This window comes from Bacillus cereus group sp. MYBKT111-2, from assembly GCF_051915205.1.
Classification (GTDB): domain Bacteria; phylum Bacillota; class Bacilli; order Bacillales; family Bacillaceae_G; genus Bacillus_A; species Bacillus_A paranthracis.
Window position 1 is genome coordinate 160351 of record NZ_JBQAEG010000009.1, and the last position, 12044, is coordinate 172394.

A 12044-nucleotide genomic window follows, 5' to 3' on the forward strand; every position below is an offset into this window, starting at 1 on the left:
GTACTCTAGTTATTGGTATAAAAAACACATAATGAAAAACAGATCAAAAAAAGCCACTATATACATAGTGGCTTTCCTTATCACACATACTTCCGATGCACCATCTTCCCATCATAAGAAAACACAACGCCCTTACTCTCCACGATTGACTCCATATGCACTGTTCTTCCCCACAACTGATGAAGATATGGTAATACCTTTTCTAAGTATTTTAAATCGAGCTCGATTCCTTCGTAGCTATGTTTAATATACAATTCTCCGTTCTTTAAGTAGTCCCCGTCTTCTACTACTAAGTACGGGAAGCCACCATTTGTACGCATATTTACGAGCTGATCACGTACATGTTCCCACTCTTTATCTATTACTTTATATTCTTTTCCTTGGCGCTGGAATAAGTACATATCTTCTCTCATTACGAGGTCTTTATTTAAGTAGTTTCTTAAGAACGATACGTCCCATTCGATTTCGCGTTCTTCAAAGATTTTTTCACGACCAGACCCTGGTTTGACGCCTCGGCGTTTCATTTCTTCTGTCGGGTTGTTGTAGCGTTCTTCAATATCTTCAAACATTTTAATACCGAGGTAGTACGGGTTAATGCTTGTTTTTGATGGCTGCACAACACCTGCATTTAATTTCGCAAATTCAATTGCTTCATCAGATGTTAAATCCATTTCGCGAAGTATGCGTTGATGCCAGAAGGATGCCCAGCCTTCGTATTGCTAAGGTGCTTTACCAATTACCTCTTGAAAACGACCTCCTGCATATTCATAAAAAGCAATGTATCAAACGGGAGAGTTTCCCTAAATCCGAGTTCATGCAATAATCGGACATTCACCATTATTCATACTTGTTGTATCAAGACAATATACAAAATCATCTATATCTTTACTTCTCTCTTATCTTCAAACCCATTCTTTGATCCTGCTCTTGTATTTGAGCATATCAGGGTATTATGTAAATCTGTAAATAAAGAGTATGAAAAATTGATGAAATTCATTTGATCTTAATTATAGTTTTGTTTCCTACTAATGAGCCAATCCCCAGCTGTTCTCACACCCTTTTAATATCTGAAAAGATAATGCCTATAAAACCCTATTAATATCTTGCTATATATTACCTATAAAGCTAAAATAAATAAAGAATTAGTAATATTATTAAAAAGGAGACAAATTAAAATGGAAGATTCGATGCATAATAGTGAACATTCTAGAAGTCAAAGGGGGGAAAATTCTTCTACTTCAAAAAAGTTCTTAAAAATTTTACTAGTAATTATTCCAATTTTTTTATCCGTTATTGGTACATATGTGGGTTACATGGGCTATCAGGATAACAAAACAAATATAGAAGAAATAGACAAAATTTCTCAAGATGTTCAAACTTTCCTTGATAAATATGCAGATCAGGTATTAATTGCTTTCAATAACCAGCAAATGGGAGCAGTTGCTGAATTTATCGACCCAAATAGCGAGTATTTTGAACAGATGAAAGAAGCTATAAATAACCAAGCTAAAAATGAGAATAAATTCAAAACAATCAAAATTCATCCATCATCAAAATTAGAAAAAATCAATGCAACTACATATAAACTTGAAACAGACGAAACTTATATATTCCAAAACAAACATAAAGAAACATATCGGGAAACTGTAACTAAGCGAATGTATACTTTCAAAATAGAAAAAAACAAAATTGCAATTATAAGTTTCGTTCCTGGTAAAAGTGATCCCAAAAAGTTAGATTAATTCAAATATGCCTGACCTATAAAGCATAAAGAATTCTTATATTACAACCTTGAGCCCTTAGCATATATAGTGCTTATTCTATTAAACAAACACTATATAAAAGCCGCTGATCCCAGCGGCTTTCTTTAGACATACTTCCGATGCACCATCTTCCCATCATAAGAAAACACAACACCCTTACTCTCCACAATCGACTCCATATGCACCGTTCTTCCCCACAACTGATGAAGATATGGTAATACCTTTTCTAAGTATTTTAAATCGAGCTCGATTCCTTCGTAACTATGTTTAATGTATAATTCTCCGTTTTTTAAGTAGTCTCCGTCTTCTACTACTAAGTACGGGAAGCCGCCATTTGTACGCATATTTACGAGTTGATCACGTACATGTTCCCACTCTTTATCTATTACTTTATATTCTTTTCCTTGGCGCTGGAATAAGTACATATCTTCTCGCATAACAAGATCTTTATTTAAATAGTTTCTTAGGAACGATACATCCCATTCGATTTCGCGTACTTCAAAGATTTTGTCTCGACCAGATCCTGGTTTTACGCCGCGTCGTTTCATTTCTTCAGTAGGGTTATTGTAGCGCTCCTCTATATCTTCAAACATTTTAATACCGAGGTAGTATGGATTAATGCTTGTTTTTGATGGCTGAACGACGCCCGCATTTAATTTCGCAAATTCAATTGCTTCATCAGATGTTAAGTCCATTTCGCGAAGTATGCGTTGATGCCAGAAGGATGCCCAGCCTTCGTTCATAATCTTCGTTTCAAGCTGTGGCCAGAAATATAACATTTCCTCACGCATCATCGTTAATATGTCCCGCTGCCAATCTTCTAGCTCACGGCTATATTCTTCAATAAAGAGGAGTAAGTCTTTCTCTGGTTGTGGTGGGATTTTCTTCTTTTTACGTACATTGGAGCGTTCCCTCTTTTTATTGCGATCATCTAAATTCCATAAATCATCGTATTGCGATACCTTTTTCTTTTCTACTTCTTCCTCTTCTAAATCATCAATACTCCACGCAAGTTTTGGACGCATAAGCGACGGATCAATATGCTCTTGAATGGCAAGTACGGCATCTAAAAATGTTTCTACCTCTTCTTTTCCGTACTTATGCTCATATGCTTTCACCCGTTCAGCTGTCGCTGACATACTTTCTACCATATCCCGCTTCGTATTTGAAAAACGAATATTATTTTTAAAGAAATCACAGTGCGCTAACACATGCGCTACGATTAATTTATTTTGAATTAACGAGTTCGTATCTAATAAAAAGGCATAACATGGATCAGAGTTAATAACGAGTTCGTATATTTTACTAAGACCTAAATCGTATTGTAATTTCATTCTGAAAAACTGTTTTCCAAAACTCCAATGTGAAAACCGCGTTGGCATCCCATATGCACCAAATGTATAAATAATTTCCGCTGGACATATTTCATAACGCATCGGATAAAAATCAAGCCCAAATCCAGTCGCAATTTCCGTAATTTCCGCAATTGCATATTGCAGTGCTTTATCGTCACTTGCTCTCATTATTTTCCCTCCTTACACTTTCCCTTAAGAAAGTGTATGATTGAGAACAAGCTTTCATGAGGATTGATTGCATAATAAAAAGACACCCTCATAAAAACGAGAATGTCTCATCTATTACCCTTCAATAATCTCCATCTTCTCCGTAATCGGTGTACGAGCTTTTCCTTCTGGTGCTTTATCGAAATAGCCAAGGTGAAGAATTCCAACGATGCGTTGACCTCTTGTTAAACCAAGTCCTTCTATAAATAATGGATTGTAGTTTAATCCGCCTGATTTCCAAACACAACCTAATCCACGTTCCCAAGCAAGAAGTTGGAAGTTTTGCATAAATGCACATGTTGCAGCGTAATCTTCGTCACGTTGAATTTGACGTGGATCTTCATTTATGTAAACAACAATTTGTGCTGGCGTGCTTAAGAAACGATCCGATAAAATTTTACCGCGTTTCGCTCTTTCTTCTTCTGTGAAAGAGTTTAATACTGCGTCCACTAATTTCTGACGACCTTCTCCAATGTATAATTTACAATTCCATGGTTCACGATGTTTATGATTCGGTGCCCACGTTGCGTCGTTTAATAGTTCAATTAATAACTCTTTGTCTACTGCTTTATCTGTAAATGTACGAACAGAACGTCTTTCTTTAATCACATTTGCGATGGAAGTATATGTAGTCATATTTTTCTCTCCCTTATTTTTATCTATATGTATACGTTTATTGTTGATATTGATTTTCAATTTCGATTATACCTTAGTTTTTTACTATTAATCAATGTTTTATGTTGGAAAACTCCCAAAAACTTCAGTTCATACTGTGAATAAAAAAACTTGATTTGTTCACAAGTATTTCACATTTTATGGAAATGATATGTGTACAGTTTTTCACATTATCCATCTAGGAGGAATTTATATGTACAAAAAAATCGCAGTAAGTATGACTATGGCAGCATTATTATTCGGTGCAACCGTCTTCCCTACTTTCGCTGCTACGCCAAAAGAAGTAACATTGCATCATCATAAACCAATTTCAGAAGCAGAAATGCAATCACTCGAAAAACTCGGCTATAACAAACATGAAATTTGGAAAGCTGCCCACATTGCAAAAATGAGTAAAAAAGAAATAAAAGACGTTTTAGCTTACTATAAGCAAAATAATTCTTGGGAGAAAACAGCAGAGCATTTCGGGGTAGATCCAAGTAAGTTGAAAAAGCATCATATGAATAAAGAAACAAAAAAAGCACTACTGCAACAATTAGCAAATATGCAAAAATCTACACCAGACGGGCTAAAACAAAAAATGAAAGAATATAATATCGGATTACGTCAGCTCACGGTATTAACAATCATCTCTCAAAAAAGTAATACTCCCCTTGATGATGTGCTAAAAATGAAAAAAGACGGAATGGATATGAAACAAATCGCCGAAAAATTAAATGTAAAAAAAGAAGATATACGAGCTGAAATGATTAAATTAGTAAAGTCAATTAAGGAAAAGAAAACAAATTAATACAACAAAAGGAAGAGTTTTTTTATATTCTTCCTTTTGTTTATGAACTTTCAATTTTTAAGTATAAATTCCCGTCTTTCCCAAAAACTAACACAAGTAAATGATATATGTTAGGGGTGAGAAAATGTTCGGTTTATCATCTAAGAAATCCAAAAATACTAATCCAAAAACACTTTGTTCTATTCCAGAATTTATACAAAGCATGACAGAATCTAGCGATTTTGTCTCTTATAACGTACTTGAAAATGAAACATTATGTTTGTTTTATTATAAATCTGTCGTGGAAGCACTTATTATTAAACAATTTATTTTAACTCCTCTAAAAAAGGAATCGGATCGAATTCAAAACATCTCTGATTTATGTAATATCGTCTCTATTGAAGATATTATTACCTCCCCTTCTATTGATGATATTCGTGAGAAATTATTAGGGGGATATATTTTATTACGCTTAAAAAACAATTCGAATCCCGATCAATATGCTTTAATTCGTGCCGAAAGTACTGTTTTAGGAATACGATTAAATAATGATACAGAAAATGAATATAGCGTAATCGGGCCTAAAATCGGTTTCGTTGAAAACCTTGATACAAATATACACTTATTACGCCGAAATATTGTAACGGAGCAACTCATATTTAAAGAAGTGACCGTCGGAACTATGTCAAAAACGAAAGTAGCAGTTGCCTATATAGAAGGCGTTACAAATGAACAATTTATCAACACCGCCATACAACGGCTAGAAGACATTGACTTTGATGTCCCATTTGACGCAACTATGATTGAGCAATTTATTAGTGATAATAGCAATTCACCGTTTCCTGTTTTATTGCCTACAGAACGATTAGATCGAGCTGTATATGCATTGGTTAACGGACAAGTTTTAATTTTAACAGATGGCTCTCCATATGCTTTATCAGGACCGACAACGTTACTAGATTTTTTCATTTCTCCAGAAGATTATTATTTACCGTGGATGATTGGATCGTTCTTTCGCATTATTCGTTTTTTCGGAGCTATATTTTCTCTTTTTTCATCCGCTATTTATACAGCGGCTTTAACGTATCACTATCAAATGATTCCTGCTGATTTACTAGGACCTATTATTTTCTCAAGAGCGAACGTACCTTTCCCACCTATTTTAGAAGCACTCTTTTTAGAAATTACAATCGAATTGCTTCGTGAAGCAGGAGCACGTTTACCTACGAAAGTAGGACAAACAATTGGTATTGTTGGCGGGATTGTAATTGGGCAAGCATCTGTTGAAGCTGCTTTAACAAGTACAATTTTATTAATTGCAGTTGCTTTATCCGCTCTTGCATCTTTCACAACACCGACTGTAAAGATGTCTTCTACTATCCGGTTGTTACGCTTTCCACTTATTCTTTTAGCCGGCGCATTTGGTGGATTAGGTCTTATTGTCGGGTTTGTATTTATTTTAGCTCATTTAATTAAATTAAAATCACTTGGATCACCTTATTTATTACCTTTATATCCATTTCGTGGTTTAGGTACAGCAGAAGGTTTTCTTCGATTACCGTTTAGTCAAACGGCACAACGGCCTTCTTTCCTTAGACCGAAATCAAAATGGCGCTATAACCCGAACAAAGTGAAGCAAAAACGTGATGGTGATAATCAATGAAAAAACTTTTCTTGTTCCTTATTATAATCTTTTTTGTTCTACAAACTGGTTGTACACAAACGTATGTAGTGGATACACAGCGAATTATTCATATTGCTGGATTTGACATCACAAAAAACAAAAGATTCCAAGGAACTATCTTATTCCCAGAATACACACATGGTGTAAAGTCTAAGCCAGAAACGCAATCAACATCTGCTCGTTCACTTGAAACAATCGCTTCACGATTGAACGCTAAATCTCCTCACAATGTTGTTGTAGGTCAAATGCGTGTCGTCCTATTTGGAAAGGCTCTAGGAGAACGCGGAATGGGAGAAATTATTACTAACTTACAACGTGATCCAAATATCGGACGTGATGTACAACTAGCAATTGTAGATGGAACGGCCGAAGAGCTTTTAAATTATGGAAAAAAAAATGGTTCTTTATATATTGCTGATTTACTCGAGCAAAATATAAGAAATGAGAACATTCCACAAACTGAATTAAACGTCTTTTTATATAATTATTACTCTTCTGTATGTGATGCCTATGTTCCTTATATTAAAATGGACGATAATCATTCTGTCGCTGTCAAAGGACTTGCCTTTTTGAAAGGCGATAAAGTCGTTATGTATACGGATAAAAGACATTCTGTTTTAGCAAAATTACTAATTAATCCTACAAAAAATGGGCGTTACGAAGCAGCAATAACAAAGGATAAACATAAAGGTATGGTTGTTATACAAAACTTAGCTGGGAAAAATAAATATGATATAGATCAAACTGGCGACATACCAAAAGTAAAAATCCATTTAAAATTAAATGGTTTAATTAAAAACTCTCCTAATTGGATTGATTTAAGAAAAGAAACAAATATCAACTATATAAAGAAACAAATTGAACGAAATGTTGAAAAAGACTGTGAAGATTTAATAAAACAATTCCAAAAAAAGGAAATTGATCCTTTAGGCATACGCGATGAAATTAGAAGTCATACGAGAAAATGGAATATAAAACAAATTCGAAATATGTATAAAAACGTAGCCGTAGATATAAATTTAGATCTTAATATTGTACAATCTGGAATCGGGGAATAGTGAGGTGAAATAAGCAATGAATACAATGAATAAAGCAAAGACAGTCTCTCCATACTTTGCCTTTATATTATTACATTCGCTTCAAATTGGAATAGGAGTTCTTGGGTATCAGCGTGTAATTTTAAAAAACGCTGGTTATGATGCCTGGATTTCTCTTATTATTGCGGGGATTACAACCCATATTGTGCTGTTTTGTATGTTAAAAATGTTAGAAAAAGACGGAGATTTAATTAGCATTCATACAACAACTTTTGGAAAATGGATTGGTTCTATATTTTCCGTGATTTTCACTCTTTATTGCTTATTATTTTGCCTTACTGTTCTTCGTACATATATGGAAGTGATACAAGTTTGGATTTTCCCTACCATTAAATTATGGAAACTAACCTTTATGTTTTTATTAGTGACTTGCTATATTATAAAGGGTGGATTTCGCTCTGTAACCGGAATATGTTTTTGGGGAGTCGTTCTTCCTATTTTCGTTGTATTCTTTTTAATTTATCCAATGAAATACGCTCATTTCCGTAATATTTTACCTATTTTTACACATTCACCTTTTGACATGCTTATATCTGCAAAGCAATCTGCATTAGAGTTTCTCGGCTTTGAAACAATCCTTATCTTCTATCCATTTATTGAAAAAGGTAAGTCTTTAAAAAGATGGGCTCATACAGGAATTTTTTTTAGCACTTTGATTTATGTAGTTTTAGCTATTGTATCTTTTATGTATTATAGTGAAGGACAATTAAATCATACTATTTGGCCTACTTTAACGATGTTAAAAATAATTAAAGTTCCTTTCATTCAACGGTTTGAATACATTATTATTTTTGTTTGGTTTTTAATTATTTTGCCGAACCTTTGTTTAACCATTTGGTCATCATGCCAAACGATGAAGCGTTCATTTCATATTTCATTTAAATTTACATTACCATTTTTTATTTTCATCGTTTTTACAGCTTCTTTATTTTTTAAAAACCGTGAAAGTATCAACACATTAAATACAGTACTATCTCAAGCTGGCTTATATATTGTATACGCTTATATCCCAATTTTATTTCTATTCCATTCAGTGCGATGGCATTTCAAAAATCGGTCAAAAAAATCTTCACCCGACACACCGTAATCTCTGATACAATTTGATTAATACATTTGTAAAGGGGACAAGCGAATGAAAAAGTATGTATTTTCTTTACTTGCAGTACTGAGTTTAATTCTTGCTGGATGCGGAAGTACTAGTACAAATGACCAAAAATCTTCTGAATCAAAAAAAGAAGAACATGACCACGCATCGCACACTCAGCAAGCTGACATTCAAGAGAAAACAAAAGGAGTCGACACACTTCCTACCTTCCTAGACAAGCTTGATCCACAAATGAAAGATATCTACACTGTCGCTGGACAAAATGCAGAACTATTAGATTGGATTCCATGTTACTGCGGTTGCGGTGAAAGTGTAGGACATAAAAATAATAAAAATTGTTTTATTCGTGAAATTAAAAAGAATGGTGAAGTTGTTTGGGATTCTCATGCAACGACTTGCGTCAATTGCCTAGAAATCGCAGTTGAATCTGCTTCGATGAAACAAAAAGGAAAATCAACGCTTGAAATTCGTAACTATATCGATAATAAATACAAAGAAGGCTATGGCAAACCAACACCTACGCCAATGCCAAAAGCTTAAAAAACGAGGACATACCTCGTTTTTTTCATTCACTTTTTTTCTTAACAAATTCTTTCAAGTGTATTTCTCCTTACTTATCACACACTATATATAACTCTCGGTAAGGAGGGTACACAGTGCAAACATATAACGACTATGATAAAGCTCTCTATTACACGTATTGCTGTAATTGGGATAAATTACTCGTTCTCATGGTTCAAACGAACGATCAATTATTTTCTAAGCGTATTGAGCATTTTTTACACGCTTATCAATACAGTAAAGAACTGCCAGAAGTTGATAAACAATTGCAGCTCCTATTTCAATATATTGACCACGCATCCCAAAAGTCACATATAGAAGAAGTAGAGCAAATTCAAATGTAAACTATAGCGCTATTCTCTTCCTGAGAATGGCGTTTTTTTAAAATATTTATATCAATAAAAGTTTCCCCGTATAAAACTTTTATTGATAAACATATTTTTTCTTTCTTTTCTGTACCACTTCATACTATAATTTAGTATGTAACTATTATAAGAGAGGTATAAAATATGGGACGAGAAAAAAAGCAAGAATATGCTTTATTTACCGCGTGGGGAGCTTCGTTTATTGCTACACTAGGAAGTCTATACTTTTCCGAAATCATGAAATTTGAGCCTTGTGTCCTTTGTTGGTATCAACGCATTTTCATGTATCCATTCGTTTTATGGCTCGGTATCGCTGTAGTAAAAAAAGATTATCGCATCGCAAGTTATTCTTTACCGATCGCAAGTATTGGTGCTTGTATTTCTTTATATCACTATGCAATTCAAAAAGTCGCAGCATTTTCGGCTGCAGGGGCAGCTTGCGGCCGTGTACCATGTACGGGAGAATACATAAACTGGTTCGGCTTTGTGACAATCCCGTTTTTAGCACTTATCGGCTTTATTACAATCGCTGTTTGTAGCTTTATTGTCATCAAAAACAAATAAGGAGATGAAAGAATGAAAAAAATGCTTATATTTGGCGGTATTATTATCGTCTTATTTGCGGCAATCTTTGCTGTAACTCAAATGGAAAAGAAAAACGCATCGACAGATGAAAAAGGTTACTACTCAAATAAAATTTCTCTTGAAGATCTCAATAAAAATATAGAAGATAAAAAAGAACAAACGATTTACTTTTATCAAACCTCTTGCGTTCATTGTCAAAAGGTCTCTCCTATTGTTGTACCTTTAGCGAAAGATTTAAATGTTGATATGAAAGTAATTGATATTGAAAATTTAAACGAGCCTTGGGATAAGTACGATATTAAAGGAACGCCAACGATTATTCATTTTAAAGATGGTAAAGAAGTAAGCCGTATTAGCGGAGAACAATCAAAAGAAAAGTTTAAAGAATGGTTTGAACAAACGAAAAAATAACGAGAAAAGGAAACTCCTTCTACACATGAAATGGACGTAAAATTCCAAACTAATGTATAAGGAGGGGGTTTTATGCCAGAAGTAAGATGCTCTGTTTCCAATTGTTCATTTTGGGGACAAGGTAACTTTTGTCAAGCAAGTGCGATTATCGTTCAGCCAGATGCGGATGAAACTGGTCAAACTGAAAATGAATCGTATACAAGTGCAGTTTTAACGAACGAGACGCTAGAAAGTTCTGTAGCAACAAGTGTAGAGACTTGTTGTCATACATTTAAGCCAAAATATTAAACATAAAAAGCATACGACTAATCGTATGCTTTTTTACATTCCCCTCCAAAAATCATGCATAATAAAAAAGTACAAAATAACGAGAACGGCTGTCCCGCATAACGTAATACGCCGATATATACTTTTCTCCCCTTCCCTTGCCTTAACAAATGCCCAAATAAATCCGAAGAACAATATTAAATCAACGTATGGAACATAAAACGAAAAGACGAGAAACGCATACAAATACACGATAAATAAACAGGTCGTTACTAAGAAAACTTTAAACGCAAATTCACTTTTCATAATGTAACCGCCCCCTATCTGTACTGTATTATATTCAGCAAAGTACAATAGTTGCAGTTAAACTGGAAGTAGAAATAAGCTACCGTCTATAATACGGTAGCCTATTACGGAACATTATATTTTCGTTTATATATATTACTTAAAATCGAAGAAGGAATTTGCTCATAACGAATTTTTTCTCCTGTTTCATCCACTATATACAAATTGTTTCCTATATAATATATTCCATCTTTTCGTTTTGAGTACACTGCATACCTTTCGTTTGGCAATACCATTTTCACTTTCGTTAGCTGTCCATTCGGTTCTTGCCAATATATATCGGCGCGATCTACTAACGTAAGCATACCAATTTGCTCTTCTTCTACTTTACGACCATTCCAGCTCACAACACGATAACCAAGCTTATTCGCTTCATATTCCGGGCTCGTATGAAACCGAGAAATGATTACTTTCGTCTGTAATTGAACTCGGTCATATAACCACTGTATATCCCTGTCATGCATACGAATACAGCCATTTGATTCCCTACTTCCAATTGTCCATTCCCGATTTGTCCCATGAATCGCATATTCATTCTTATCTAGTCCAAGCCATCTCGTACCAAGAGGGTTATTTGGTGCACCACCAGCTATTTTTTTTCGATGGTATTCTTTATTTTTATATTTAGTTATAATACAAAAATTACCTTCAGGCGTAGGTGTACGATCTCTTCCAGTTGTTACGGGGAATGTTTTTGTATAATTTCCATTTTCAAAAAAAGATAATTGGTTTGTCGTAAGGTTCACTAATATTAGATGATCTGTATTAGCAAAAGCACTAACCGGTAGGATGAAAAATAATAGTATGACGAAACATAGCTTTTTCATTTATATCCCCCTAGCGCTCACTATAATA

Annotated in this window: 14 protein-coding genes and 1 pseudogene; 10 read left to right on the plus strand and 5 right to left on the minus strand. The window is 34.2% G+C overall.

The genetic code is table 11. The annotated features are described in order from the left end of the window. Window positions 1–80 precede the first annotated feature (80 nt). Window positions 81–713, minus strand: a pseudogene (spoVR, locus tag ACTFNE_RS22220) (stage V sporulation protein SpoVR); the annotation flags it as partial. Window positions 714–1175: 462 nt separating this feature from the next. Between spoVR (ACTFNE_RS22220) and ACTFNE_RS22225 the strand changes: the two are divergent. Further along, on the plus strand, window positions 1176–1742 hold the full coding sequence (locus ACTFNE_RS22225) for a TcaA NTF2-like domain-containing protein (protein ID WP_046198872.1): 567 nt from the start codon (window positions 1176–1178) through the stop codon (window positions 1740–1742). Window positions 1743–1867: 125 nt separating this feature from the next. Here ACTFNE_RS22225 and spoVR (ACTFNE_RS22230) read toward each other — a convergent pair whose 3' ends face one another. Together spoVR (ACTFNE_RS22230) and ACTFNE_RS22235 are read right to left on the minus strand one after the other, a co-directional pair. After that, window positions 1868–3286: a stage V sporulation protein SpoVR gene (gene spoVR / locus ACTFNE_RS22230; RefSeq protein ID WP_001202713.1), complete on the minus strand. Its 1419-nt coding sequence runs from the start codon at window positions 3284–3286 to the stop codon at window positions 1868–1870. 114 nt (window positions 3287–3400) lie between these two features. Further along, window positions 3401–3961 carry a nitroreductase family protein gene (locus ACTFNE_RS22235; RefSeq protein WP_000214810.1) on the minus strand — a complete coding sequence of 187 codons (561 nt, stop codon included), beginning with the start codon at window positions 3959–3961 and terminating at the stop codon, window positions 3401–3403. Window positions 3962–4193: 232 nt separating this feature from the next. Here ACTFNE_RS22235 and ACTFNE_RS22240 point away from each other — a divergent pair, with 232 nt between their 5' ends. From ACTFNE_RS22240 to ACTFNE_RS22280, 9 genes are all read left to right on the plus strand, one after another. Then, the gene (locus ACTFNE_RS22240; RefSeq protein WP_046198873.1) at window positions 4194–4790 is read left to right on the plus strand and encodes a hypothetical protein; all 597 of its coding nucleotides are present in this window, start codon (window positions 4194–4196) and stop codon (window positions 4788–4790) included. A gap of 124 nt (window positions 4791–4914) precedes the next feature. After that, window positions 4915–6432 carry a spore germination protein gene (locus ACTFNE_RS22245; RefSeq protein WP_046198874.1) on the plus strand — a complete coding sequence of 506 codons (1518 nt, stop codon included), beginning with the start codon at window positions 4915–4917 and terminating at the stop codon, window positions 6430–6432. Next, on the plus strand, window positions 6429–7511 hold the full coding sequence (locus tag ACTFNE_RS22250; RefSeq protein WP_046198875.1) for a Ger(x)C family spore germination protein: 1083 nt from the start codon (window positions 6429–6431) through the stop codon (window positions 7509–7511). The genes ACTFNE_RS22245 and ACTFNE_RS22250 overlap by 4 nt, the downstream gene beginning before the upstream one ends. A 16-nt stretch (window positions 7512–7527) precedes the next feature. Continuing rightward, window positions 7528–8637 (plus strand): GerAB/ArcD/ProY family transporter, encoded by a 1110-nt coding sequence (locus ACTFNE_RS22255; RefSeq protein WP_046198876.1) that lies wholly within the window; start codon window positions 7528–7530, stop codon window positions 8635–8637. Between the two features lie 45 nt (window positions 8638–8682). Beyond that, window positions 8683–9195, plus strand: a complete 513-nt coding sequence (locus ACTFNE_RS22260; protein ID WP_000761036.1) for a PCYCGC domain-containing protein — start codon at window positions 8683–8685, stop codon at window positions 9193–9195. A gap of 116 nt (window positions 9196–9311) precedes the next feature. Beyond that, a complete protein-coding gene (locus ACTFNE_RS22265) occupies window positions 9312–9560 on the plus strand; it encodes a YhdB family protein (protein ID WP_001195458.1) in 249 nt (82 codons plus the stop codon). 165 nt (window positions 9561–9725) lie between these two features. Next, the gene (locus ACTFNE_RS22270) at window positions 9726–10145 is read left to right on the plus strand and encodes a disulfide formation protein C (protein ID WP_000532258.1); all 420 of its coding nucleotides are present in this window, start codon (window positions 9726–9728) and stop codon (window positions 10143–10145) included. Between the two features lie 12 nt (window positions 10146–10157). Then, window positions 10158–10577, plus strand: a complete 420-nt coding sequence (locus ACTFNE_RS22275; RefSeq protein WP_000738457.1) for a thioredoxin family protein — start codon at window positions 10158–10160, stop codon at window positions 10575–10577. Between the two features lie 72 nt (window positions 10578–10649). After that, entirely contained in the window at window positions 10650–10865 is a 216-nt protein-coding gene (locus tag ACTFNE_RS22280; RefSeq protein ID WP_001115486.1) for a DUF1540 domain-containing protein, read from the plus strand. Between the two features lie 33 nt (window positions 10866–10898). Here the strand turns inward: ACTFNE_RS22280 and ACTFNE_RS22285 are convergent, their stop codons facing one another. Then, window positions 10899–11150 (minus strand): hypothetical protein, encoded by a 252-nt coding sequence (locus ACTFNE_RS22285; RefSeq protein WP_000834195.1) that lies wholly within the window; start codon window positions 11148–11150, stop codon window positions 10899–10901. Between the two features lie 104 nt (window positions 11151–11254). Then, on the minus strand, window positions 11255–12016 hold the full coding sequence (locus tag ACTFNE_RS22290; RefSeq protein WP_046198877.1) for a L,D-transpeptidase: 762 nt from the start codon (window positions 12014–12016) through the stop codon (window positions 11255–11257). Window positions 12017–12044 lie beyond the last annotated feature (28 nt).

Bases quoted from the DNA above. Each gene is read 5' to 3' on its own strand.
- ACTFNE_RS22250 (WP_046198875.1), top strand. From the start codon at position 6,429: ATGAAAAAACTTTTCTTGTTCCTTATTATAATCTTTTTTGTTCTACAA.
- spoVR (WP_001202713.1), bottom strand. From the start codon at position 3,286: ATGAGAGCAAGTGACGATAAAGCACTGCAATATGCAATTGCGGAAATT.
- ACTFNE_RS22290 (WP_046198877.1), bottom strand. From the start codon at position 12,016: ATGAAAAAGCTATGTTTCGTCATACTATTATTTTTCATCCTACCGGTT.
- ACTFNE_RS22280 (WP_001115486.1), top strand. From the start codon at position 10,650: ATGCCAGAAGTAAGATGCTCTGTTTCCAATTGTTCATTTTGGGGACAA.
- ACTFNE_RS22225 (WP_046198872.1), top strand. From the start codon at position 1,176: ATGGAAGATTCGATGCATAATAGTGAACATTCTAGAAGTCAAAGGGGG.
- ACTFNE_RS22285 (WP_000834195.1), bottom strand. From the start codon at position 11,150: ATGAAAAGTGAATTTGCGTTTAAAGTTTTCTTAGTAACGACCTGTTTA.
- ACTFNE_RS22235 (WP_000214810.1), bottom strand. From the start codon at position 3,961: ATGACTACATATACTTCCATCGCAAATGTGATTAAAGAAAGACGTTCT.
- ACTFNE_RS22260 (WP_000761036.1), top strand. From the start codon at position 8,683: ATGAAAAAGTATGTATTTTCTTTACTTGCAGTACTGAGTTTAATTCTT.
- ACTFNE_RS22240 (WP_046198873.1), top strand. From the start codon at position 4,194: ATGTACAAAAAAATCGCAGTAAGTATGACTATGGCAGCATTATTATTC.
- ACTFNE_RS22275 (WP_000738457.1), top strand. From the start codon at position 10,158: ATGAAAAAAATGCTTATATTTGGCGGTATTATTATCGTCTTATTTGCG.
- ACTFNE_RS22270 (WP_000532258.1), top strand. From the start codon at position 9,726: ATGGGACGAGAAAAAAAGCAAGAATATGCTTTATTTACCGCGTGGGGA.
- ACTFNE_RS22255 (WP_046198876.1), top strand. From the start codon at position 7,528: ATGAATACAATGAATAAAGCAAAGACAGTCTCTCCATACTTTGCCTTT.
- ACTFNE_RS22245 (WP_046198874.1), top strand. From the start codon at position 4,915: ATGTTCGGTTTATCATCTAAGAAATCCAAAAATACTAATCCAAAAACA.